This is a genomic window from Opitutales bacterium (assembly GCA_013215165.1).
In the GTDB taxonomy this organism is placed as follows: Bacteria; Verrucomicrobiota; Verrucomicrobiia; order Opitutales; family JABSRG01; genus JABSRG01.
In genome coordinates this window covers 1-24,546 of record JABSRG010000059.1, presented here as the reverse complement: position 1 = coordinate 24,546, position 24,546 = coordinate 1, and the positions used below count along the sequence as shown (strand labels likewise).

Sequence of the window (24,546 nt, the reverse complement as noted above, 5' to 3'; positions counted from 1 at the left end):
ACATGATGGATACCTAGTTGTCATGATGATTTCGTTTCAGATCATTAGAGAAGTCAGGCTTGGCCTGACGCACCGGATACACACAGATTGAATTTGGGTAATTTGCGAACCTTAGACCAATCCGAGGCCTGTGATGATTCATATGTAATAACAGCCAACCATCTTTTTGAACTTCGATCACAGGGTCTTAAAACACCTTACCCTTCGCATGTCATCCAAATATCTGTGTCTGTCTGGGCCATCTGTGGTTCAGGTATTTTAATCAGGAGAGGAGAGAGTGACGAGCGGGCGCAGATATGTTTTCCTTGGTCGACGGGCAAGCTCATCAGGTAAGCAGCCTCATCAACATCTTAGTACCATACTCATTTGCCGACAAAATCCGGTGAGAAGGATTGGGCTTTCAGCAACGGTTTGAGACGAATTGATGTCGAAAACACAAAAATCCTGAAGATGTATCACATTTAACGCAGGGATACACAAGAGCCGGTCGGCTTTTGGGCTACATTCAGCCGGCAAGTTAGGGCGAGAAGCAATCGCTCTATAAAACTAAGCCGCGGAAGATCCTCCAAAAACACGCTCAATAAGCGAAAGGAATCGAGGATCTTCACCATACTCAGATTTTAACTTCGGAGCCACTTCGGGGCCATAGTAACGCTTGAGCATAGTGAAGCGGTGTTCAACGGCCATCAGAAAGGCTTGGTCTTCGCCGTATTTTTCAACTGAAAAGGAAGTGCATTTTTGAACCTTAGGAGTCGGGCGCCAACTTACCGAATAACAACGGATCATTTTACCCTGCGGTGTCTTTTTCTTCGTGAGCGATACACCGACTACCCCAAGCTTACTCTTTCCAGCTTTCACTTGGGGCGAACGCCGTCTGGGCTGACGCTCAACGTCTTCCAGCTCACGAAATAAGCCGTCTCGATATACCCGCGCGGCTTTCAGAGCCGACCTTGAAGAAGCGTGCTTACCGTCGCTGAAAAACTTAGCGTGGATTTTACCGTTTCTATATGCACGCACATACCAGCCCTTTGTCGAAGCGGTATCAATTCGACTTATTCCTTTTTCGTTGTGACCTTTTGAACGCACATAACCAACCAGATCAAAAAAAAGGAAAAATCCAGCCCGAGAAGCAGTTTTTTATTGATCCTAAGTTATTAAACGTTATTCACATCGATTCTGCTCTGTTACCATCACAATCGTGGGCTTAAATTCTTGAAGCTCCTCCTCGCTTAAGGAAGCAAAACTAGCGATGATGACACGATCGCCCGGCTCCGCCTTTCGTGCCGCTGCACCGTTGAGACAGATTTCAGCATCATTTCCGACAATCACGTAGGTCGTTAGGCGCTCGCCATTGTTAATGTTGTAGACATCCACTTGCTCAAATTCGAGTAAATCGGCAGCCTCCATCAACTTGGGGCAGATCGAAATAGATCCACGGTAATGAAGATTGGCGTCAGTAACGACTGCTTTATGTAGCTTGGATTTAAGAAAAGTACGGTTCATTTCGCGCTGAAAAATTAATTATTCTTGTCTAGAGCTATGTGGAGGCCCTGAAGGATGAGATCGGGCATGACGTGATCAAAGCGAATTTCTTTATCGAGCAAAGAGGCATACCCCCCCGTACCGATCACGACCGGAGGGTCATCGGCAAAGCACTCTTGCGTCAAGCGAGCGATGGACTCACGTGCTAGACCGATCTGGCCAAGATACAGTCCTATTTGGATATTCTGAGTCGTATCGCGACCGAGCGCATTTTCGGGTTCCTCAATGGGCACGGGATGCAGCTTAGCCGTACGCATATACAAGGCTTCCATCGAAAGACGCATGCCTGCTGCGATGACACCGCCTAAGTATTCCTTATCCTTGGTGACGACGCAAAACGTGGTCGCTGTGCCAAAATCGACAATAATTAGATTTCGCCGAGGAAACGCCGCGATGCCACCCACGGCATTGGCGATTCTATCTGCCCCCACCTCTTCGGGGAATCGGGTTCTTATGGACAGTCCGGTTTTCACTCCCGCGCGCAACACGAAAGGCTCACGCTTGAAAAAGGCCTGACACCCGTCTTGGACACTCTGCAAGGCGCTGGGAACAACAGAGGAGATCGCGATACGCTCCACTGAATCTCCAGAAATTCCGCGCGCACTGAGCAAATCATAAATGAGTAGGCCGACCTCATCACCCGTAGATTTCGTATGCGTCGAAATCCTAAACGATTGCGCGAGCTGCTCCCCGTCAAACACGCCAATCACGGTATTGGAGTTTCCGATATCAATGCACAGGTCCATGTGCCTCCCTCCGATCTAAGCTAATATTGTCGAGCAGACGGACTCCATCGAGAGACACAGCAGCAAGACGCCGTCCCCAGCACTCTTCCACATATTCTACGTCAAATCCTGCCTGAGTGAGTCCAGCGCGCGCTGAGGTGACCGAAGGGCTGGTGGCCAACAAATTGTAGAGCGCTGGCGCTTGGTTACGGCCCTCCTCACTCAGTCGGCGATTGCGCGAACTCATCGCAAGGCCATCCGTTTCGCGAACAGTCGGCAGTCCCACGATCTTGTAGGGTAGAAAAAATGCGTGCACCATCTTCTGGATAAGCCGCAGCTGCTGGTAATCCTTCTCTCCAAAATAAGCGACTGCTGGCCTCACAAGATTCAACAGCTTCATAACCACGGTCATTACCCCCGGAAAATGACCTGGACGGCAGGCACCCTCTAAGATGAGCGCGTCCTCACTTTCAGTAACCGCGAAGACCTGTCCCTCAGGATACATTTCTTGAGCTTTCGGGCAAAAAATGAGATCCATACCCAATCTCTCGCAGGCCTCTAAGTCGCTATCGAGCGTACGTGGGTAGGCCTCGAGGTCACGTGAATCATTAAACTGAGTGGGGTTCACAAATATCGTCGCCACAGCGCACCTGTGGTCGCTGCGCGCGCGTTCCATCAGAAAAGTGTGCCCAGGGTGTAAGGCGCCCATCGTGGGCACTAGACCGATATCGTCACCCGATGCTTCCCTCCAAGCCTGTAGATCGCTCACCGATTCGACGACATTCATGATGCGTAGGTCTCCTCAGGTGACGGATAGGATACGTCGCGCACGGCGTCGATGTATGAGGATACAGCATCGGTGGTGGCTTGTCCGATCTCTCCAAACCTACGGACAAAACGCGGCTGATGCTCTTGATTGAGCCCCAAGAGGTCATGCATCACCAGTATTTGTCCATCTGTCTCCGACCCCGCACCGATACCAATCGTAATCATCGATTCCAGAGCAGCCTGTATGGCTTGGGCTGCGGCGGGGATCACACACTCTAGGACACATCCAAAGCAACCGATATCTTCCAGCTGCTTTGCCTCGTGGACCAAAGTCTCAATCGCTCCCTCAGACTTACCCTGGACCCGATGCCCCCCTAAGCGGTGAACGTGTTGGGGAGTCAGCCCGATGTGGCCCATCACCGGGATGCCCGCATCCAATGCCAAAGCGATCGACTCGTTTTGAATCCCTGTGCCCTCAACCTTGATGGCATGCGCTCCCGCGGAAACCAGCTTCATCACAGCATCCATAAAGCTGTCTCGGGAGCGATGAGCCCAACCGAAAGGAATATCCGCTATGATAAATTTTTCCGGAGCACCCCGTGCGACCGAAGCGACATGGTAGATCATCGCGTCGAGCGGCACAGACGGTGTGTCAGCAAAGCCATGCATGACCATAGCTGCACTATCTCCAACTAAAATCGCGTCGACGTCTGTCTGTGCTATCAAACGTGCGAACGACCAATCATAGGCAGTGACCATCGCGAGTTTCTCGCCCCGACGTCTGCGAATTCTGAGGCGGCGTACACTCATAGGACGCACCCTCCAAGCTTCCAATCAGCAGCCATCAGCCACCGAGAAACGGGAAATACCTGTCTCATAGATCAAGTTCTCCAAAAAGATGATTTCGTAAGTTAAATGTGAGTAGCCGCCCATCGGGGTCAGCCCTTACTCGACAAGATTACTAATAGTGCCCAAAAGAAAAGCTCTTTCTATTTTTTTGGCCGGCGTAGCCCTCCTGCACTATGGGTGGAAAAGCAACGAAGCTTGCATAATCCGGCGTCGCTCGAATCTTAACTAATTCGGCATCTAGCCTCCCACTCCATTCAAACCCACTTATGCCCAAAGCAACGCCCACTGCAAAAATCCTCATTATCGATGACGACAACGAGATCCGCTACTCTCTCAATCGGGTCCTATCGAGCCGCAGCTACGATGTCATAGAGGCAGCAAATGGCCAAGAGGGCATTGAACAAGCCGAGTCCACCAACCCTGATGTCATCTTCCTCGACAATCGGATGGAAGGGATGTCTGGAATCGAAACCCTGCAACACCTGCGTTCTGTCGTTCCCGAAACGATGGTCGTGCTGATGACCGCCTACGGCACGACACAGACGGCAATCGAAGCCATGAAATACGGGGCCTTCGATTACATCATCAAGCCGTTCGATATAAAAAAGGTAATCAGCCTGGCTGAAACAGCTGTCGAAGCGCGTGCTGACCTCAAAGAAACTGACCTCTCGCCCCAGCCGCTCATCAATGTCGACGATTACAAAGAGGGCATCGTGGGTAACTCCGAGCCAATGCAGGAGGTCTTCAAAATCATCGGCCAGGTAGCGGCCAGTGATGTGACCGTGCTCATCACCGGAGAGAGCGGAACGGGCAAGGAACTCGTCGCACGCTGTATTTACCAACACAGCCTGCGCCACGGCCGCCCCTTCATTGCGGTCAATTGTGCCGCTATTCCAGACAACCTGATAGAGAGCGAGCTTTTCGGCCACGAGAAAGGCTCATTCACGGGCGCGACGACACAGCGTATCGGTAAGTTCGAGCTATGCGATGGAGGCACCATCTTCCTCGATGAGATCGGCGACATGGCTCTCCCGACGCAGACCAAGATTTTGCGCGCCTTGCAGGAAGGCGAAATCCAGCGGGTCGGCGGCTCCGAGATTATCAAAGTCGACGTGCGCCTAATCGCCGCGACCAACAAACCGTTGGAGGAGATGGTCTCTGAAAAGACTTTTCGGGAGGACCTGTATTATCGCCTCAATGTGGTGCGACTGCGCCTACCGTCACTGCGCGAGCGCGGCCAGGACATCCCCCAGCTCGTTGAGTTTATGATCCAACGCTTGCGCAATGAGCGAAAGACTCAGGTGAAGCGAATCTCCGCGGAAGCGCTCACCGTCCTCACGCGCCACAAATGGCCGGGCAATGTGCGTGAACTTGAGAATGTCATCTATCGCTCAGCGGTAATTGCGGGAGGCGAAGCAATTCTCGTCAAAGATCTTCCAGTAGAAGTCGTTTCTTCCGCCGAGTCTTCATCGCGTCCGCCGTTCCCGAACACAGGTGGAGAAAGCTTGTCTGAGGCGGAAGACGCGGGAATTGCCGAGTCTAGTAGTGACCATAACAAAGCGAAAGATCTAGATATCCAAACGCTGTTTGATGCCCTGTTTGACTCATTTCGCTCTAGCGAATCAGATAGCGTGCTGACGCAGATCGAGGAAGCATTAATCCGCCGGATCCTCTTGGCTGAGAAAGGCAATCAGGTAAAAGCAGCCCAGTTTCTTGGTATCACGCGCACCACCTTGCGTAAACGCATTGAGCAATACGGTATCGATGTCGGGTAGCTAACCCGTTTTGCGCGTCCGAGTTTTCTGTTTACTGACCGATTGCGTTTTTACCGTGGGGTGATTGCAAGAGCAATTACCGAGGAACGGGTCAAAGCTCGAGTCAGGCGATGGCCATCACTCTACGCAGACGTTTTTTTAAAGCGTTCCTTTCCCTAGAAAGGGGAGGTCAAAATCCTACCTAATAAAGTGAAAGCTTGGCCTTAGCCCTCCCACTTGTGGGAAAAGGTTTCGTCTTGGCCAGTGATCAAACGGTTTCCGCGTTTGTTGAAGAGGTATGAATACATCCAAGTGAGGATGGCCCCAGACTTGTTTTTTCCACCTGCTAAGTAAAGGACGTGAACCGTCAGCCAACCCAACCAAGCGAGGGGGCCACCAAACTGGAGTTTCTTACTGCCAGTCTGCAGCACGGCTTTGCCCTTTCCGATGATAGCCATCGCCCCTTTATCAAAATACTTGAAGCCTGGGGCGTTATCGCGGCTCGCAGGATTACTCACTTCGGCAGCGATCAACTTGGCGGTAAATTGGCCCATCTGAACCGCAGCTGGTGCGACACCAGGGACGCGTGTTTCCACAACGTCCGTCATCGCAGCTACGTCGCCGATAGCAAAGACGTTTTTATGGCCTGGCAGGCTGCAATCAGTTGCCACGACAATACGGCCCGCGCGGTCCGTGTCGACGCCGAGCTTAGAAGTCCACTTACCCGGCCCAACACCTGCGGTCCAAAAAATGTTCTTTGATTCGATTTTGCTGTCTTCGAAGTGCAGTATGCCGGGCTCGATGTTTTTCACCATGTGGTTCAGTCGCACATCGACACCGAGCTGTTGAAGCTGCTTCAGAGCCCGGGCAGAATTTTCCTCGGTAAACGGAGGCAGCACGCGCGCCATGGCTTCGATGAGGATAATTTTTACATCCTTTGGGCCAAACGTGCTATAGTCGCTAGATGCGACTTGATTGATATACTCAGAAAATGCTCCAGCGAGCTCTACTCCGGTGGGACCGCCACCGACGAGTGCGATGGTTAACAGCTTTTCCTTTTCGACGGGGTCGGTCTCAAGCTCAGCTTTCTCGAAGTTACTCAAGACCGTGTTTCTGAGATGATTAGCCTCGTCCAAACTCTTCATGCCCGGTGCATGCTCAGCCCATTGGTCCTTACCAAAGTAGCTCGTCTTAGCTCCGGTGGCGATGACCAGATAATCGAAGGGCAGCTCGTTGCTGTCGTCTAATACAACCTTCTTTTCAGTCAAGGCTACCTGCGTTACCTCACCTTTGAGGACACGAATATCCGAGCGATCTTTAAAAATTTTACGGACGGGCACTGCAACCGCACTGTCAGACATTCCCGTGGTAGCCACTTGGTAGATCAAAGGCTGAAACAAGTGATGATTTTGACGGTCGACCAAAGTTACTTCGCACCCTGGTGCATTAAAAGACTTGCAGAATTCCACCCCTGCGAAGCCAGCCCCAAGGACCACGATATTCTTCTTTTCGCTGCTCATAAACCTCCCAGGAAAGGGACTGACACCTGAAGATCAAGTGTTTGCTGAAGAACGGCGCGCCTTAAATGTAAAAATTTACACGGCCTGACTTGAAGATAAAGGGTAGCTGTAGGAAACTTATGGCGTAAATGTTTCATAAATTGCCACTAGCCTCCTCCCCCTAAAAATGACCCAAGCGAGCTTCGATTTCCATTCAGAATCTCACGCAGCCTTCACTCAAAAAGCCGCCCAGTCTCTGGCGAAGGCGTTTCCTGAGAACCTGTGCAGTGTCATCATCTTCGGCCCCGCCGCCGTAATGGATGAGGAGGTTGAGCTGGACGAAATAACATTGCTTGTCGTCTTCAAAGAGCTCGATGGAGAATCTATGGTGAAGTTACGCCCATGGTTAAAGAGTTGGCTAGCATCTGGATGCCCAATGCCTCTGCTCTTTGAGGTGGACCGCCTCATGATGTCTGGCGAGTCGTTCGCCCTCGAAATCCTGGATATGAAAGAGGCCAGACAGGTGCTCTGGGGAGCGGACCCGATCCCTGAGATTGAGGTCAAGCCTACCCATCTGCTCCAGCAGATAGAGCACGAACTCAAATCTGAACTGCATCGCATTCGCGATGTATATTTGCGTAAAGGCCATGATGCAACCGCACTGCAAGACGCTCTAGGCGATTCGCTCGCTCGGCTGCGTTTGCTCATGCGTGCCACACTCAGGCTCTATCGCCCTGTGTGTCCCAGGCGCAATGTCGACGTATTGCGAGCGCTGCGTGTTCACATTAGTTTCGATAGCGAAATCATCTCGGTCATCCAATCGCTGAATAACGCTCGCAGCGAACCGCTGCTCGATGTGGCTTTCCTCCAAAGCACAATGCTGCGGTATATTGAAACCGTGGTAAAAATCAGCGACGCGGTAGATGGCGTCAAAAATCGACGCCAGCGGATGATGGTGCTCTAGCGTTTGGAAAACCATTATGCCCTACTGAAAACCGCGATTGCGCTTCTTGCGCTTGGGCTTGGGCTTGGCTGGAAGCGGGTCATAGCGATAGGGAAACTCCTCCAGTTTCCGGCGATCGAGCTCTCCATCAATATATTTCTCGATCCGCATCAGCTCGGGATTTTCTTCAGGGGAAGCCAATGTGATGGCCACACCTTGTGTATTTGCTCGGCCTGTACGGCCGATCCGGTGCACGTAGTCTTCCGCGTGCTGCGGTACATCATAGTTGATAACATGCGTTACCCCCTTGATATCAAGCCCACGTGAGGCGATGTCGGTCGCGACGAGGATATTTGTTTCGCCTTCTTTAAAGTCACGGAGCGCTTGTAGACGATCTGTCTGCTTTAGGTCGCTGTGCATTACCGAGACCTGGTAATCATGCTCTTTGAGCCAGCGTGTAATACGATCTGCGCCGATTCGGGTGCGTGTAAAGACGATCAAGCTCTCTATCTCCATGCCCTCGATCAAGGCCACCATGAGATCGAATTTCTGGAGGGGGTCTACCGGATACACGCTGTGATCCACCGTCGCGGCCGGACTTTTCCGCTCACCAATAATGACCTCAACTGGATCTTCTAAGGCCCAGCTTGACAGTTTTCGCACCGACTCAGGAATGGTAGCTGAGAAAAGCAGCGTCTGTCGTTTCTTGTGAGAACACAGCTTCTCGATGCGGCGCACATCATCGATAAATCCGAGATCGAGCATGCGGTCCACCTCATCTAGGATGAGTATTTCGACTTCATTTAGATGGATATTACCTTTCTCCTCATGGTCCAAAAGTCGACCCGGCGTGGCGATCACCACGTCAGCTGGGGCGCGCAGTTGATCCAATTGCTGTTGATATCCGACACCTCCGTAGATGATGGCAAGCTTGATACCGGTCAGGTTACTGTATGCTTCGAATTGTTCATAAACCTGAACGGCCAGCTCGCGCGTCGGCGTCAATACCAAGGAGCGGTGCTTCTTTTTATGCCGCTTCAGTAAGTGGATCGTAGGCAGCGCGAAGGCGGCTGTCTTTCCAGTTCCAGTCTGAGCAGACCCGATCATATCGCTCTGCTTCAAAATATGTGGAATGGCCTGTTCCTGGATCGGAGTAGGCGATTCATAACCTTTTGCAGCGAGAGCTTTTACGAGCTTTCTATTAAGGCGGAGTTGTTTAAAGGTCATGGGCATTGAATCGTGCGACAGGCAAAAACCTTCTAATATTCAGGCATTTGGAAACAAATCAATGACAGACTCGACGGTTAAATCTAATCAAAGCCCCGCTGTCTATCGTGGTCGCATCGCCCCTACCCCCACAGGGTTTCTCCATTTGGGACATTATAGCACATTTTTCGAGGCCTATGCACGGTGCCGGGCAGAAAACGGCATATTGATTTTTCGCGACGAGGACATCGATCGCCAACGCTGCACTAAAGAATTCGCAGACGCTGCTATGGAAGACTTAAGGAAGGTTGGATTAGACTGGGATGCAGGTCCAGACATCGGCGGTGCGGACAGTCCATATCGTCAAAGCGAGCGTCATCAGCGCGGAGACTACCTGCAAGGCTGGCGAAAACTCGTGCAAGACGGTTTCCTTTATCCGTCGCCACAATCGCGGAAGGAGATTTCTCAATCTGCGAAGCTGGCCCCGTCGGGCGAACATCTATTCCCACCTGCTTGGAGAACTGATAAGCCGAGGAATGTTGACAAACCTGGGACTGTAAACTGGCGATTTCGCGTTCCCGATGGCCGAGAGATTTGCTTCGACGACCAAAATATGGGCTTTCAACGATTTGTCGCAGGGCAGGACTTTGGTGACTTTCTGGTCTGGCGCCGTGATGGCTGGCCAGCTTACGAGCTCGCCGTCGTCATTGACGATCTAGCCATGACGATCACCGAAGTGGTGCGCGGGGCCGACCTACTCCTCTCAACGGCTCGGCAAATTTTAATCTACGAAGCGTTAGGATGCTCACCGCCAGCCTTCTACCACTGCTCCCTTGTGATGGGCTCCGATGGCAACCGGCTCGCCAAACGAGCCGGTTCGCTGGCCTTACGCACATTGCTCGATGCGGGCAAAGACCCAAGTGAGATCTTGGCACATAGCCTGCCTATTCAGCCGTGATCATGAATGTCAGAAACCATCTCAATCTCTGTAGCTTCGCTGCACTTTTGGCCTCACTGATTGCTCCGCTCGAGGCGCAAGAGACGAACCCGATTCCGATAAAAGCGGTCATTGTCGCGATGTTCGAAATCGGTGAGGACACTGGAGACCGACCCGCTGAATTCCAATTTTGGGTCGAACGTTTCCCTCTCGAAGAGACGATACCTTTTCCTGCGGGATTTCGCGACCTCCGGTTCAACCGAGACAAAGGGGTTCTGGGTATGGTAACGGGAATCGGCACAGCGCGCAGCACGGCTTCCATCATGGCGCTAGGGATGGACCCTCGCTTCGATCTTACGGAAGCCTACTGGCTGGTAGCAGGGATTTCTGGGATCGACCCCGAGGACGCGTCGCTCGGCAGCGCTGCTTGGGCAGATTGGCTGATAGATGGGGACCTCTCGCACCACATCGATGCCCGGGAAATCGAGCCCGGATGGGAAACAGGTTACATCCCACTGCGCAAAAGCTCTCCGTATGAAATGCCGCTCCAGGACGACCTTGAGGGAGTAGTATTCAAGCTTGAGCCGGATTTTGTGGAATTTGCTTATCAGCTCACCAAGGACGTAGAGATCCCAGACACAGAGGCGATGCAGATTCTCAGAGCCAAATACGACGGGTATCCCATGGCTCAAAAACCTCCTTTCGTTCTCAAAGGAGATCAACTTGCAGCCATGACATTCTGGCACGGCAAGTTGATGAATGACTGGGCAAACGATTGGACAGATTACTTTACCGATGGAAAGGGAGAATTTGTAACATCTGCCATGGAAGACACAGGAACGTATACGTCGTTAGAACGCTTAACGCTCGCCGGAAAAGCCGACGTCTCTCGTCTCCTAGTTCTGCGCACCGCGTCAAACTTTACCATGCAGTATCCAGGCATTTCTGCGGCAGCCAGTCTGAGTGGAGAAAAGAAAGGAGGCTATTCTGCGTTTATCCCCTCGCTCGAAGCCGCCTACCGTGTGGGTAAACCGGTAATCGACTTCATCCTAGACGACTGGGAAACCTATCGCAAGCGCCTGCCCAATCCTTCGGACCTAGACTGAGACTGGATCCGCTAGGTACTTAGCAAACATCATCCGTCCCCCCGTCGTCGGGAGGATGGACTCTACCTCACAGGATACACGTGAGCCGATGTGTTGGCTAGCTTGGCCTACTACGACCATGGAACCATCAGAAATAAAGCCGACCGCTTGATCGGATTCCCTGCCCTGCTTGACGAGATCGATTTCAAATCGATCCCCCACAATCACTTCCTTTTGAAGCGCTCGGGCCAAGTCTTGAACATTGAGCCAAGGAATACCGCGTAATTCAGCGAGTTTTGCTAAATTAATGTCTATCGTCAGCAGGCAAGCGTTCATCGACTCGGCTAAGAACAGAACCTTAGCCTCTACATCTGTCCCTTTCTCAATATCACTATCCGGTACTTGAAGGTCTACCTGATCCATCTGCCGTATGAGATTAAGCGTTTCGATGCCGTGCTGGCCTTTAGCGCGCTTGCTGCTATCTTTTGACTCAGCGATGCCGTGCAACTCATCTATGACAAACTGAGGCACGACCAAGGCAAAACCCATCCAGCCCGATTCACAGATACGGGCCAAGCGCCCATCGATTAACGCGCTCGTATCTACCACGGCCAAGTTAGCTCGATGCTCTTGCTTAGAGAAACGAACGTAGGGAATAATCATGTTCAGTTCGTCTTTACCACGGAGCGCAATAACCGCACAGATATAGGATAAGGCACAGAACAATATCAACCGGACCAGATACACATTAGGGCCGAGATCAGGATCCGACTCGAGGGGCTCGAAAAACGGAGACGTCCCTACCAAAAACGAAATGAGCGCTCCCATGGCCAGCCCCAAAGAAGCCGCCGTCAATCCACGGATTGAGAAGCCCTTCAATAGCACATCGACGAGCACCACAAATACTGACAGGAGGAAGGCGACTAAGACTGTGACCCATGCTTGATCGTCAGAGTTTAAGTAGGCGATCAGCCCACCGGCGATCAAACTCGCCAATACAAAACAGATTCGAAGTACTAGAATAGTGCGTCTCACAATAGGAGAAAGGGTTCTTTAAATTGGTGCCAGTGCATACTACGGCGCTTCGACTAGAAAGCGTAATCCAATTAACCGCGACGTTGTACCGACAGCAATAGTTTCGACCGGCACAGCGACCAACTGTTCGGGGGTCATACTCGCGTCGCCACCAAAGACCTCTGTCGCAGATATCCACTCGGCAACATTACCCAGTAAATTATAGAAGCCATATTGGTTTGCATCGCCGTATCCTGAGGGCTGTGTAGCAGGATCGTCCAACCCTCTCTGGCTGGACACAATTTCTGCCAGACTTACCTCCCCAAGTGCTAGACGATATTCCTCGACGCTGGGCAAGCGAACAGGGGCTCCCAAGAGCCATCCTAGGCGTTGGCAAAAAGTCTGAGCTTCCGCGAAGGAGATACTAGAGACATGCAGTTCCTCGCCAAAATAGGTCGATGGGTTATTTCCCATAATCCACGTGTAGAGCTGCTGATTCACCTCGCGATTCGCAAGTCGCAGATTTGAGCGATTTGGAATAGGCGCTGAATTTGTGTCCACCCATTGATGGATCTCAGGAATCCGCCCCTGGTTCACGTTGAGATAGGCCAACTTCAAAACAATCTCGTCGAGATCGTGCCCATGACGTGGAAAATCATTTCGCATGAGGTCACTTGTCTCGCTGATCTGCTGAATAGTTCGGATTGCAGCGTTCACCTCACGTTGCTTGAGGGCGACATCGATCAACGCAACACCAGCTATAATTTCCTGGTAAAATGGCTTACTGAGCGCCGATTGGCGGCGTCCCTCAAGTTCAAGAACACGCTCAGTGGATGCATAGGCGCTATCTGGGAACGCCTCATTTATTTTACGCTGACGGCGGCGTGCATCGTCAAATACACGCGCGGCATCCTCCCAGCTCCTGAGCGCAAAAAGCTCCTCCGCCTCTTTGATGCGTTTTTCCACCTGCGAATAAGCCTGTGCGGATCGATAGGTTACGTCTAGCGTTTCGAGTCGACTCAATCGTGTCATGCTCGCCTGCTGAGTGCCGCGAAATTCTTGATTCAGGCGCTGCTGCTCCAGGATGGCCATACGCAAAAACTGGCGAGCCTGAATCCAATCGCCCCCTTCAAAAGCATTTCTAGCCGCTTCTTCATTTTCCAAAGAAGACCGATAGATCGGCTCGGCCTCCAGCGATGTAATTTTGCGCGATAAACGCGTCGCACGACCGACATCTACGAAACGGCTCCCAGTGTATTCGCTATTGGCGCGCAGTTGTAAATTATACGCACGACGGTACGCAAACTGTGCCTCCTGAATTTTCCCTTCTTTTTCAAAAGAAATGGCGCTTTGCTCCTCGTCCTCAGAGTCTGCCTTCAAAAGACGTGCCATGCCATCTTGATAGGTGGCAAGCATCGATTCTTGGCGATCGACCAGATCCGCCTCATAAAATGTGGTGATTGCTCGCGCATTATCAATCAGTGCGACAGCCTCCCTGAGTTTATCGAGCTCCGCACGCGTCGGCTCTCGATCATTGGTGAAAGCATCAAACTCCAATTCGAGCTGCCGGCTCCGCTCGATGAGCGCCTCTGCCTCCTCCTGCTTCTCCGTAGACCGCGTTAAACTAGAACTACGATCCACCTTCTTTGGTCCTAAAAGCGTCGCTGTGTAAGTACCGCCAAGGACCAAGCCGATCAGCAAAAGAACACCAAAGATTTTTAAAAGGATTTTGAACACAACACGCAGTGAGGTTGGATCGACGCTCAGGTCGACAAATACTCAAAGAATAGAAACCAGATCGATGCTCAACCAGAAACAAAACGGCCCTGCCAAAATATGCCAGGGCCGCGCGCTCAAATAGATATCTATAGATTGAGACTATTGCTTTTGAACAGTGATCTCACCCCCATCATTACGGAGGACATAAAAAGCTGGGTCTGTATCTGGGTGGTGGTTAAACAGAGAGATCTCCTCGCCATCCTTTACAAAGGCAAATCCAGCGCGACGCATCCATCCGTCCATGTGGTAATGGTGCTCTAAATAAAAGCGATGCAGTCCACCTGGGATGAAGGCTGCCTTGTGTATACAATTTTCGGGTGCATAGAGCTTGTATCCTATGAATACATTCACGGGATCCTCCTCAAAGTCCGCGCTTAACAGCGTGACATCGAATTGGGCACGGAAATAAGCGACACCCTTACTGACATACTGCTCCTCTTCGGGACCTTCGACCGGGTTACGATCGCCGTCACCGACCTTGAGCATGCGGAATGACTTGCCTCCAGAACTCCAGCGGAGGAAACCGCGAGAGAAATTTCCAGCAAGAGGTCTGACCTCAGCATGTTCAGTGCTGAAGAACATCGTCTTCACGTAGGCTTTGTGAGAAGCGCGGAAGCGTGGTCTGCGCGAGAATGACGGACTATCGCCATCGCGCTCTGAATCGCGCTGTTGGTTGGGCCCCGCGTCATCACGGGGTCTTGAATAGTTAAACAAGGACATAGTTGGTCTTGGAACGTGTGTTGGGAGGTTAGTTCGGTTTCGGCCTCAAAGGCTGCAAAACTGATGACACGGAAACGTAACTTTTCCAGTAAATTTTTAAAGTGCTTTGAAAATCTTTGTCATGAACCAGAACCTATTTCCTGAAAATTTCAGCTCAGCGGCTTACGAGAGGGCGCAAAAAAAGGCCCCGACATCGCGGGGCCTTGATGATAAGTCAGTCATGTATAGCTCTAAGATTCCTTAGATTCCTTGGAGGCCGTTGCGCCTGAGTTACGTGGGCGACGGTTTCCAGAACCGCGAGGGCGGCGCCGACCATTGGACCGTCCTTGAGCTGATCCATTACCTTTCCCACGAGGGCTGCGATCTCCGCTATTACGCCCAGAAGGTCTGCCTCCGCGCGGTCCTCGCTTCGGAGAGCCTTCACCGCGTCCATCTCGGCGGTTAGGACGCGACTTGGGTTCCTCCTTCGCGGCGTTTTCACTACCACCAAAGATCCCGGAGAACATCCCCTTCATGCGTGTCACCAAAGACGGCTTCTCGGGCTCAGAGGTGAAATCCATTTTCACCGGAGTGTTGCGAGGTCTTCTGCCTTTAGCATTATCTGTCCGCTGCTCAGGGCGACGCTTCACGAATTTATCTTTGATAGGACGATCTTTCTTACCATCCGCATCCTCGAAACGTGAGCTCTCTTTTCTCTCAGGTTTTTCAGAACGATCTGAGTTGCGACGCTCACGGGGGCGGCGCGGACGACGGGGCTTCCGCTCCTCGTCGCCAGACTCTCCGCGCGTATGCTCGCGAGCCGAGTCCATCTCGACCTTGCCTGAGGCTTTAATCTTGGAAACGCGCTCGCTGAGCGCATCACGGATTCCGGCTTCCACAGTTACCTCACTCAAGGCAGCTGCAGATGTTTCTTCTGCTTGTGCGGCGGCTTTTACACCGCTGAATCCTCGACCGCGGCGACCGCGACGTGGACGAGAGACCGGGGTCTCAGCCACCGACTCGGGGGCTGCTTCCGCAACGGTCTCTGTTTCTATTTCAGGCTCTGGAAGCTCTGTTTTTTCAGTGTACTCAGATACCTCCTCGGAGGCTTCGGGTGTCGTATCAGCAGGGCTCTGGAGGGGCTCCTCTGCTACTGTGCTTTCCCCTACTGGATTGCTCTCTTCTGCGGCAATCGGCTGTTCCGGCTGCTGTGAGCTCTCAGGGGTTTCCAGATGCGCCTCATCGTCTTTCTTTTCGATTTCTGGCATGGATGTTACTGTTTTGGTTATATGGGTAGACTCGATATAGGATGGGAGGTCCGCATTCGATTCAAGACAGCTACCGAAGCTGCCGGAAAGGGGTAAATCAGGTTTTAGCTACCCGATGAAACATGACTTTCCCTAATCGCGGACGACAAGACCGTGAAGCAAAACTGCTCATGGGCAAGCAGTTATTCACATCATAGCTTTATGCATTGCACAACCAAGGTGGCCCCCTACGCCTTTTCTCCATGGATAAACTCGAGCACATCTTTGAGATGCAAAGTGCCCTGAATGCGCGCATTGGCGTCGAAACTGAAAACATGAGCGAGGAGGAGAAAACCAAATGGCTCCTCAACTACACCCGCGCGATGCAGCAAGAGATTGCTGAGCTCATCGATTCTGTGCCCTGGAAGTGGTGGGCCAAATACCAAGAGTTTGACGAGCAAAATGCCCGTGTCGAAGTCGTCGACCTGTTCCACTTCCTCGTCTCAATGGCCCAAGTCCTCGGCATGTCTCCAGACGATGTCTACAATGCCTACCTCAAGAAAAATAAGGTCAACCACGAGCGCCAAGAAAGTGGCTACAAAGAAAAAGACGCCGACGACTCGAAGCATATTTAGGAACCCTGGGAAGAGGTGACTAGATCCCAAACAGTCTCCTTCAGACAAAACCACGATCCAGGGACCGAAATTGTATTGCCTCAAGGAGGGCTTGATTTTGGATACCTTCAGAGCCTTCAAGATCTGAAATCGTCCGGGCCACTTTGCGGATGCGGTCATACGCGCGAGCCGATAGGTTGAGCTGCTCCATTGCAGTCTTGAGTATGCCCTGCTGTTGTGAGCTCAAACTACAGTAACGCTCCAAGTCGCGATGGCTCATCTGTGCATTACTTCGTACACCGGAGGCTCCTTGAAAACGCTCCCACTGTATCGAGCGAGCAGCGATCACTCGTTTACGGATGGCTTCGGAACTTTCTCCTCCCGCCTTCTGCTGGAGTTCATCAATTGTGACCGCAGGCGCTTCCACCTGAATGTCGATGCGATCCAGCAATGGACCACTGATGCGAGACCGATAGCGCTCAATCTGGGTCGGCGTGTCCTTACCGCGGCCTTGGGGATCATCCGGAGCATAGCCCGAAGGTGTTGGATTCATCGCAGCGACCAACATGAAGCTACTCGGTAAGGTTACCTTACCTGCACTGCGCGAAATCGTAACTTCACCATCTTCAAGCGGTTGACGCAGGACTTCCAGGACACTGCGTCGAAACTCAGGAAGCTCATCGAGAAATAATACACCATTATGCGCCAAAGAGATTTCACCCGGTCCAGGAACCGAGCCACCCCCCAACAGTCCGACGTCGCTGATCGTGTGGTGAGGAGCGCGAAAAGGCCGCACCCGGCTAAATCTGTCCTGAGCGTCGATGGTTTTTCCCGCAGCTGAGTGAATCTGTAAAATCTCTAAAAACTCCTCGTCATCCAGCGGTGGCATAATCGACGGGATGCGCTTAGAGATCATACTTTTGCCCGATCCGGGCGGCCCAATCATGAGAAAATTGTGCCCACCGGCGACGGCGATCTCCACTGCACGGCGTACCGCGTGCTGACCCTTGACGTCTGAAAAATCAAGAGGATCCACGGCTGCATCCTGTGCAAACTCAGCCGAATCACGCCGCATCTGAGCGATTACGAAATCGCCGCGAAAAAAGCGCACAGCCTGGTCTAGTGAATCGATCGCGTAAACTGGCACACCCTCCACGAGGCATGCCTCACGCGCCGTCTCTCTCGGCACGAGCACGGCACGTTTCTTTTCAGCACGGGCGAGCTGTCCCATGGCAAGGCCCCCTTTTATCGGGCGCGTTGCCCCGGAAAGCGCAAGTTCACCGGCAATGAGGTAGTTTTCGATCACACCTTTGGGCAACTGACCCGTGGCCTCGAGCATGGCCAAGGCTATCGGAAGATCGAAGCTCGGACCTTCTTTTCTCAAAGTTCCGGGCGCCAAATTGACGGTAGTCTTGTGATGGGGTGCACGCAGCCCGCTATTCATCAAAGCACTCAAAACACGGTCCGATGACTCCTTCACCGCAGTGTCCGGCAGGCCAACAGTCAGAATTTTGAGCTCTCCGCGTTCGCCAGAGTTTACTTCAACATGCACGGGATGGGCTTCGATGCCGACTAGGGCGGCTGAATACGTAGTTGCTAACATCGCTAGACCTAAGCCAGCGAAAGCCCGTTTGTCGATACTCAGTTCGCAAAAATGACGGCGTCTTTAGTTCGGCCCGATCACAGAGTTGGGGTCCTTACCCACTGTGTCGTTACGGAGCCGGCTATTGTCCCATCCGGAATCTTCCTCGATAGATTTGTCGCCCTTCTCGGCTTCGAATTGGCTCTCAAGCTCGGCCATACGGATACGCACTTGCTCGATGTAATCATTCCCCGAGGCCTGATGCCCCGCTAGATCGCTAATCACTTTTTGATCATGCTTGAAAAAGCGTCGAGCCGCACGAGCTGCTCGATGCGAGCGATAACCCAGGGCAACTAGAGCTTGCTCGCCCAGCCAGATCGCACTGCCTGCATGTTGATGGACTGCGACGTCTACACCGCCATAGATCAGTGTGTAATTATGGTTTCTAGACAGCGCCCTGACTAATATTTTCAAATGAGGAAAATACTTTTTGACCAACTGAAGTAATCGCGCGACCTCTTCCTCGTCATCAATCGCAATCACCAAAAGCCGAGCACGTGCTGCTCCAGCTGCCTCCAACAAATCCTGCCGCGCGACATTCCCGTAAAATGTTTTGATCCCGATTTTTCTTAGGAACTCGACGTGATCAGCATCGGAGTCGATAACGGTCACTGGTATCTTCTGTGCCTGAAACATCCGCGCGATGAAGTTTCCAAAACGCCCCACCCCAGCAAGTATGACTGGAGCGTCCTCGTCCATAGCGTCAGCGGAACGTTCTTCTTGCTCTTGGGTGCCCAGACGTCGACGGAGGACTTTCTCCTCAAAGATCATAACGATCGGAGTCAGACCCATAGATACAGCGATACTGGCTATGAGCATCTGCACGATTTCGACAGTCAATACCCCGGCTGCCAGCGCAGACCCCAATAGCACAAAAGCAAACTCACTCCCCTGCGCCAGCGAGAGCGAGAAGATCATCCGCTGGTCTAAAATAAGCCGCGCGACCGTGCTCAGAACAAAATGCACGAGCGCTTTCAAACCCAGAATCCCCAGCACCATACCACCGACGATAAGTGGATTTTGCTGGATTACCTCAAAGTCTATCGACGCCCCTACCGCGATGAAAAAGACACCCAGCAAGAGGCCTTTGAAGGGCTCGATATCCGCCTCCAACTCGTGCCGATACTCACTATCCGCCAAAACCACACCCGCAAGAAATGTCCCCAATGCCGCTGAAACGCCCAGGGAGGTCATCAACAGCGCAATCCCGATCACAATAACCAATGCCAGCGCAACGAAGGCCTCGCGCACCCGCGTCGCAGCGACGGCCCGCAGCACCGGTGAAAGCACGGTCCTTCCGATTATAATGATCCCAACGACTGCCGCCAGGACCAGTAGGGTATTCACCCAACCCGGTTGCCCAGCAAGCCATGCTTGAATCGGGTTAGCAGGCAGCACAGCCTCACCCACTCCTCCGCTTGCCACTTCGAGTGTGACCAAAATGGGTAGGATCGACAACATCGGGATCACAGCGATATCTTGCGCCAGGAGGACGGCGAAGGCACTGCGGCCAGCGGTCGAATTGGACTGACCATTCTCCTGCAAATATTGCAGCACAATAACGGTCGAAGACAGCGACAGCGCCATGCCGATAGCAAGCGACATCTGCCAATTGAGACCGGCCGCCATCCCCACAGCCATAAAGGCTACAGTCGTCCCGATCACCTGTCCCCCGCCGAGCCCGACGATGGGTCCACGCAATTTCCAGAGCAAGGCAGGCTGGAGCTCCAGACCTACCAAAAACAACATCATCACCACCCCAAATCCGGCGAAATCCATCACATCGCCGCCTTCGCTGCCGACGAAACCCAAACAAAAAGGTCCGATCACCACACCGGCTACCAAATAGCCCAGCACCGAGCCCAAACCTAAGCGTTTAAACAGTGTAGCGCTGATGACAGCCGCCAGCAGGTAGACAAATACGGAGATAAATAATCCTTCGTTGGCCATGGTCAGTCCTCCAGAAGCCAACGGGTGTAATCTTTGGAAATACCAGCCATCTCTTCCTCCGTCTTATGTAGGGCACCGTGGACGAAAAAAGGCTCCGCCCATTGCATGCCGCACAGCTCGACAGTCTTGATCATGGGAAGTAACAGTTTGTCCATTGTTCGATCAGGATCGTCTTCGCCAGAGTAGGATTCTGCTGAGCCGCCTGTCGATACAGCTACTTTGGCCACCTTACCACGCAAAGCGTCACCCCCCTTCCCATAGGCCCATCCATACTGCAGGACCAAATCGAACCATTCCTTGAGGAGCGACGGCGAAGCATACCAATAGAAAGGAAACTGAAAAACGACCCGATCATGAGCTTCCATGAGACCCTGCTCCTCATCTACATCGATACAAAAATCTGGATAGCGCTCATAAAGGTCGTTCACGCGCACCGCGGAAAGCGCAGCCGCCTGATTCAGCAAATGACGGTTCACCCGAGACTTTTCCAGAGCCGGGTGAACAAATTGTAGCAATGTGACGCTCATAGATGCCGAAGACCTCGACGGAATCGGATCGTATGAAGCATGAGGTTTTAGCAAGTTTTGAAACCAGTTAATTTAAATCCTTACCACCTTTCGAGCGGTCTCGCTTGTTGAGGAACTCTTATTCAATTCAACCCAACCCATCCAACATGAAAAAATCATCCTTGCTGTCTGTTTGACAGCGCTCGTCACCACAACCACCTGGGCTCAGGAAACACCGAGTTCCATCACCTTCAAAGCTATCCTGGATATGGGAGATCGCGTCGCCTTTTCACTCTCAACGGGCGGGGGGGGTCAAAGCCGTTGGGTAGAAATTGGCCAGTCATTCCTAGGCCACAAACTAGAGCGCTACGACCGGGAAAAGCAAACACTCTACCTGAAAGATGATAATGGAAAGAAAATCGTCATCGCCCTGTCTTCGTCGAGTTACCAGCCCGATGACATGGATGCCTTAACCAAGGCAGAGGAGGTCATGCGTCTTTCAAATTTCCAAAAGTTGATCAAGGAAACGATCGCACTCCAAGGCGATGCCATGGCACAAAGCATGAAGCAAATGGCTCCGGAAGGAGTGAATACAGAAGCCTTTGCAGACCTGCAGAAACGCATCCTCAATCTGATAAGTGAAAACATGGATCTCGAAAAGATGGAAGCCGGGATGGCAACTGCTTATGCCGAAGTCTTCACCCCTGAGGAACTCGATGGATTTATCGATTTTTACGACACGCCCGCTGGCAAAGCCAGTATCGAGAAAATGCCCGCAATTCAGCAGAAGTCATTGCAAGTGATGATGCCTGAGTTGATTAAAATAACCCCCCTTATCCAGAAACTGAGTCAGGAGTGGCTCGAAGAACAAATGGCTACACAAAGCACTGAAGAATAATACTAAGCCGACCGCGTCGGACATGTTGAAATACCTTGGAATACTCGCCTTCGGCCTGACCGTTGGCAGCTTTGGAGGATTCTGGTTTCACGCCTCCCAACGCGCCACCTGAAATCGAGATCGCGCCACTTCAACAAAAGGTATACGATCTTCAACTCCAGGTGACTCGCTTGGGAAATCTCGGCGATATACGCGAAGTAGTCTTCGGGGCTCCTTGATAAGGCTGATTAGGACTATATACGCGGTTGCGCCGATAACCCACGGAACACTCTCGGGGACACACCCTCTTGGCCTTTAAACCATGCAGAGAATCTTTGTAGAGAAGAGAAGCCAAGATGACTCGAAATCTCCTTTACGCTACTTATGCCACGCAACAGTTCTTCCCGAGCATACATCAAACGCCTCTCGTCGAAGAATTGCTTGGGCGTCTTTTTTTGAGAGGCAAAAAAGATGCGATTCAGATGTGCCGTGGACAGACTGATCTCTTCAGCTAGTCTTGCTTTATCGAGTCTCTCATCCAAACGCTTCCTGGTTAAGATATCTAATACTCTTGTGATGCGAGGGTCGATAGCATGCTGAGCCTCGACACACCACCCTGAGCGCATGCCAACTCGTAGTACAGACTTCAACATACGCATAGCTATCTCCTCGATTTCCACGCCTACATCAATAGACACTCGATGAGTCCCACGAAAACCGCGTCGGCTTGCCTCTGGCTTTCCATGACTCATCAGGAGCTCAAAGCCTTCAGCAAACTCCACCATGTCCTCGTCTTTGCTCAGGATGGGGGTTTTTCCGCTGACGACATTTGCACCGGACTTCCATCGGAGCTTCATCCAAGTCGAGCGAATCTGTGCATCTTGCGAAAATCGCTGAATCCGCTGCCCAGGACAGTGTAATACCCATTCTCCTGCTCGTGCGAAAAAATCACCGTATGCGGACTCCACTCGGGCTGAACCTTGATCGATCCGCCACACAACCAAATTCAATGAATCCAGACGGTTTTTCGACAACGAGATGGGTGGGCCCTGATAAGCATAGGGCAATTCGAACTGTGTCGCTCGCCAATCATGCCACGTCAATTCTAGTGAATCCAATTCGCTCATATGCGCATTTTCAATAAGTTTTATCCTTAAAGAACAACCCTTATTGCTCCTCAAAATCAGCATTAGAGGCTAGATTGAATGAGATCCTTGAACCACACAAAAAGACAAAATGACAACTCTATCCCCAGATCAGAAGCCGCTATCAAAGATCAAAAAAAAGTCGATTCCTGGTATTTTTGATACCGATGTGCACGCCTCAGTGCGCCAGGGTGTCACTTTAGATTACCTCCCAAAACGATTCCGGGATGCCTACAGATACAAAAGCAAGAAACACGGAATTTTAAATTTCGATAAGCGCGGCGGAGGCGCACGTGCAGACATTGATCCAGCGGGCGTGTTTTGTTCTAAAACGATTCGAGAGGTTATATTAGACCCATATGAAATACAACTAGCGCTGATAACAGGGACGGACTATGACGACTCCTGCTATGCAGATTTGGAACTATGCAGTGCTGTAGCTTCCGCCAACAACACCGCATATATAGAGAATCTTGTTTCTCAAGATCCAGCTTTCCTAGGATGTATTCGTATAAATATGAACGACCCTGATGCTGCTGTATCCGAAATTGAGCGATGGGCTAAGAATCCTAGGGTTGCGGCGATTATCACATCAACGGCGAGTGCCGAAACTCCAGGATCTAAACGTTACGATCCGATCTTTCGCGCGGCTGAAAATGCCAACTTGGTCATAGCATATCATACGACCCAAGAGGGACGGGGGGTGACTCCTCCGCCAAGTAGCGCAGGATATCCGTCTCGCTATATAGAATATCACTCGGGCTTGGCTACCAGTGTTATTGGCCACGCCGCGAGTCTGATCACTAACGGAGTCTTTGCGAATTTTCCTAAGCTAAGAGTGATCTATCTTGAAGGAGGTATTTGTTGGTCCCTCCCACTAATGTGGCAGCTTGATGCAGAATGGGAACAGCTCCGCGACGAATATCCTCATTTGCCGGAACCTCCCAGTCACTATCTTAAAAACCATATCCACTTCACGACCCAGCCCATCGAAGAGCCCCGGCGAGGTCGTGACCTCCTTCTCACCTATCAACAGATTGGCTTGGATAGGAACATCACCTTTTCCACGGACTATCCACATTGGGATTTTGATGACCCTAATTTCTTCCTCCCACAATGCTTCCAGGAATCTATGCGCGATGACATTCTTTGGAATAACGCCGCCAATCTCTTTCGCGAGAGAATCCCCAACATCATAAGTGAAATAGAAAACACACAATGAGCCCACTCCATCAAGATACCCCAACAAAAACAAAGCTCTCTGTATGCCCCGTTGAGGGACTTGCCGATGGGCAGCGACAGATTGTCCATCACGGGGCTATTTCGATCGGCGTCTTCAACGTCCGAGGACGATATTATGCCGTGCGGAATCAATGTCCGCACGAAAAGGCACCCTTATGTCAAGGACCCCTGACCGGCACTAACTCCGAAACGGACAAAGCCGGCGAGATGAATTGGGGCTCATGCGGCTATATACTTCGCTGTCCCTGGCATGCCTGGGAATTCGACATCCGCGACGGCAAATCATTCACCGGCACGAAACTGCGGGTAAAGACCTATCCTGTCGAGGTCATCGATGGGAATCTCACAGTTATTTTATAACGCCCAAAACAAAAGAAAGGCCGCTATCATGATCTTCATCGACTCCGATATTCACATCACCTGGAAAAAAATCGACGAAATTGCTGCACAGCCATCCCATAGGGATGCGCTAAAAAATTAAAAAGTGGTTGGCTCTGGCGGACTTCCGATCAAGGAAGTCAGT

General features: G+C 51.8%; 23 protein-coding genes. 8 read left to right on the top strand and 15 right to left on the bottom strand.

The genetic code is table 11. From position 1 onward, the window contains the following. Nucleotides 1–546: 546 nt before the first annotated feature. From HRU10_12370 to panB, 5 genes are all read right to left on the bottom strand, one after another. On the bottom strand, nucleotides 547–1,017 hold the full coding sequence (locus tag HRU10_12370) for a hypothetical protein (protein ID NRA28030.1): 471 nt from the start codon (nucleotides 1,015–1,017) through the stop codon (nucleotides 547–549). Nucleotides 1,018–1,161: 144 nt separating this feature from the next. Then, entirely contained in the window at nucleotides 1,162–1,503 is a 342-nt protein-coding gene (locus tag HRU10_12365; GenBank protein ID NRA28029.1) for an aspartate 1-decarboxylase, read from the bottom strand. Between the two features lie 14 nt (nucleotides 1,504–1,517). Continuing rightward, a complete protein-coding gene (locus tag HRU10_12360) occupies nucleotides 1,518–2,288 on the bottom strand; it encodes a type III pantothenate kinase (protein ID NRA28028.1) in 771 nt (256 codons plus the stop codon). Then, nucleotides 2,272–3,057, bottom strand: coding sequence for a pantoate--beta-alanine ligase (gene panC, locus HRU10_12355; GenBank protein ID NRA28027.1), 786 nt, complete (start codon nucleotides 3,055–3,057; stop codon nucleotides 2,272–2,274). Before panC ends, HRU10_12360 begins: the two co-directional genes overlap by 17 nt. Beyond that, a complete protein-coding gene (panB, locus tag HRU10_12350; protein ID NRA28026.1) occupies nucleotides 3,051–3,845 on the bottom strand; it encodes a 3-methyl-2-oxobutanoate hydroxymethyltransferase in 795 nt (264 codons plus the stop codon). The genes panC and panB overlap by 7 nt, the downstream gene beginning before the upstream one ends. A 305-nt stretch (nucleotides 3,846–4,150) precedes the next feature. On the opposite strand from panB, the gene HRU10_12345 reads away from it, so the two are divergent. Then, a complete protein-coding gene (locus tag HRU10_12345) occupies nucleotides 4,151–5,659 on the top strand; it encodes a sigma-54-dependent Fis family transcriptional regulator (GenBank protein NRA28025.1) in 1,509 nt (502 codons plus the stop codon). A gap of 203 nt (nucleotides 5,660–5,862) precedes the next feature. Here the strand turns inward: HRU10_12345 and HRU10_12340 are convergent, their stop codons facing one another. Then, nucleotides 5,863–7,158 (bottom strand): NAD(P)/FAD-dependent oxidoreductase, encoded by a 1,296-nt coding sequence (locus HRU10_12340; protein ID NRA28024.1) that lies wholly within the window; start codon nucleotides 7,156–7,158, stop codon nucleotides 5,863–5,865. 166 nt (nucleotides 7,159–7,324) lie between these two features. On the opposite strand from HRU10_12340, the gene HRU10_12335 reads away from it, so the two are divergent. Beyond that, entirely contained in the window at nucleotides 7,325–8,101 is a 777-nt protein-coding gene (locus HRU10_12335) for a hypothetical protein (protein ID NRA28023.1), read from the top strand. 21 nt (nucleotides 8,102–8,122) lie between these two features. On the opposite strand, the gene HRU10_12330 is transcribed toward HRU10_12335, so the two are convergent. Further along, the gene (locus HRU10_12330; GenBank protein NRA28022.1) at nucleotides 8,123–9,307 is read right to left on the bottom strand and encodes a DEAD/DEAH box helicase; all 1,185 of its coding nucleotides are present in this window, start codon (nucleotides 9,305–9,307) and stop codon (nucleotides 8,123–8,125) included. 61 nt (nucleotides 9,308–9,368) lie between these two features. Between HRU10_12330 and HRU10_12325 the strand changes: the two genes are divergently transcribed. Both HRU10_12325 and HRU10_12320 read left to right on the top strand, forming a co-directional pair. Continuing rightward, nucleotides 9,369–10,244 (top strand): tRNA glutamyl-Q synthetase, encoded by an 876-nt coding sequence (locus tag HRU10_12325; protein ID NRA28021.1) that lies wholly within the window; start codon nucleotides 9,369–9,371, stop codon nucleotides 10,242–10,244. A 2-nt stretch (nucleotides 10,245–10,246) separates the two neighbouring features. Then, complete coding sequence (locus HRU10_12320; protein NRA28020.1) at nucleotides 10,247–11,329, top strand: purine nucleoside permease; 1,083 nt, start codon at nucleotides 10,247–10,249, stop codon at nucleotides 11,327–11,329. Here the strand turns inward: HRU10_12320 and HRU10_12315 are convergent. The 4 genes from HRU10_12315 to HRU10_12300 all read right to left on the bottom strand — a co-directional run bounded on the left by HRU10_12315 (nucleotide 11,321) and on the right by HRU10_12300 (nucleotide 16,068). Continuing rightward, complete coding sequence (locus HRU10_12315; GenBank protein ID NRA28019.1) at nucleotides 11,321–12,343, bottom strand: twitching motility protein PilT; 1,023 nt, start codon at nucleotides 12,341–12,343, stop codon at nucleotides 11,321–11,323. The two genes, HRU10_12320 and HRU10_12315, sit on opposite strands and share 9 nt — an antisense overlap. Nucleotides 12,344–12,382: 39 nt before the next feature. Further along, nucleotides 12,383–14,059 (bottom strand): SUMF1/EgtB/PvdO family nonheme iron enzyme, encoded by a 1,677-nt coding sequence (locus HRU10_12310; protein NRA28018.1) that lies wholly within the window; start codon nucleotides 14,057–14,059, stop codon nucleotides 12,383–12,385. A gap of 141 nt (nucleotides 14,060–14,200) precedes the next feature. Continuing rightward, on the bottom strand, nucleotides 14,201–14,821 hold the full coding sequence (locus tag HRU10_12305) for a hypothetical protein (GenBank protein ID NRA28017.1): 621 nt from the start codon (nucleotides 14,819–14,821) through the stop codon (nucleotides 14,201–14,203). A 230-nt stretch (nucleotides 14,822–15,051) separates the two neighbouring features. After that, nucleotides 15,052–16,068: a hypothetical protein gene (locus HRU10_12300; protein ID NRA28016.1), complete on the bottom strand. Its 1,017-nt coding sequence runs from the start codon at nucleotides 16,066–16,068 to the stop codon at nucleotides 15,052–15,054. Nucleotides 16,069–16,310: 242 nt separating this feature from the next. Between HRU10_12300 and HRU10_12295 the strand changes: the two genes are divergently transcribed. Then, on the top strand, nucleotides 16,311–16,682 hold the full coding sequence (locus HRU10_12295; protein ID NRA28015.1) for a dUTP diphosphatase: 372 nt from the start codon (nucleotides 16,311–16,313) through the stop codon (nucleotides 16,680–16,682). Between the two features lie 40 nt (nucleotides 16,683–16,722). On the opposite strand, the gene HRU10_12290 is transcribed toward HRU10_12295, so the two are convergent. The 3 genes from HRU10_12290 to HRU10_12280 all read right to left on the bottom strand — a co-directional run bounded on the left by HRU10_12290 (nucleotide 16,723) and on the right by HRU10_12280 (nucleotide 20,780). Beyond that, entirely contained in the window at nucleotides 16,723–18,264 is a 1,542-nt protein-coding gene (locus tag HRU10_12290; protein ID NRA28014.1) for a YifB family Mg chelatase-like AAA ATPase, read from the bottom strand. Nucleotides 18,265–18,327: 63 nt separating this feature from the next. Next, a complete protein-coding gene (locus tag HRU10_12285; GenBank protein ID NRA28013.1) occupies nucleotides 18,328–20,253 on the bottom strand; it encodes a cation:proton antiporter in 1,926 nt (641 codons plus the stop codon). 2 nt (nucleotides 20,254–20,255) lie between these two features. Beyond that, complete coding sequence (locus HRU10_12280; protein ID NRA28012.1) at nucleotides 20,256–20,780, bottom strand: NAD(P)H-dependent oxidoreductase; 525 nt, start codon at nucleotides 20,778–20,780, stop codon at nucleotides 20,256–20,258. A 172-nt stretch (nucleotides 20,781–20,952) separates the two neighbouring features. Between HRU10_12280 and HRU10_12275 the strand changes: the two genes are divergently transcribed. Continuing rightward, complete coding sequence (locus tag HRU10_12275) at nucleotides 20,953–21,657, top strand: DUF2059 domain-containing protein (protein NRA28011.1); 705 nt, start codon at nucleotides 20,953–20,955, stop codon at nucleotides 21,655–21,657. A 233-nt stretch (nucleotides 21,658–21,890) separates the two neighbouring features. On the opposite strand, the gene HRU10_12270 is transcribed toward HRU10_12275, so the two are convergent. Further along, complete coding sequence (locus tag HRU10_12270; protein NRA28010.1) at nucleotides 21,891–22,763, bottom strand: helix-turn-helix transcriptional regulator; 873 nt, start codon at nucleotides 22,761–22,763, stop codon at nucleotides 21,891–21,893. Between the two features lie 109 nt (nucleotides 22,764–22,872). Between HRU10_12270 and HRU10_12265 the strand changes: the two genes are divergently transcribed. Together HRU10_12265 and HRU10_12260 are read left to right on the top strand one after the other, a co-directional pair. After that, complete coding sequence (locus HRU10_12265; protein ID NRA28009.1) at nucleotides 22,873–24,003, top strand: amidohydrolase family protein; 1,131 nt, start codon at nucleotides 22,873–22,875, stop codon at nucleotides 24,001–24,003. Beyond that, nucleotides 24,000–24,383: a Rieske 2Fe-2S domain-containing protein gene (locus HRU10_12260; GenBank protein NRA28008.1), complete on the top strand. Its 384-nt coding sequence runs from the start codon at nucleotides 24,000–24,002 to the stop codon at nucleotides 24,381–24,383. Before HRU10_12265 ends, HRU10_12260 begins: the two co-directional genes overlap by 4 nt. Nucleotides 24,384–24,546 lie beyond the last annotated feature (163 nt).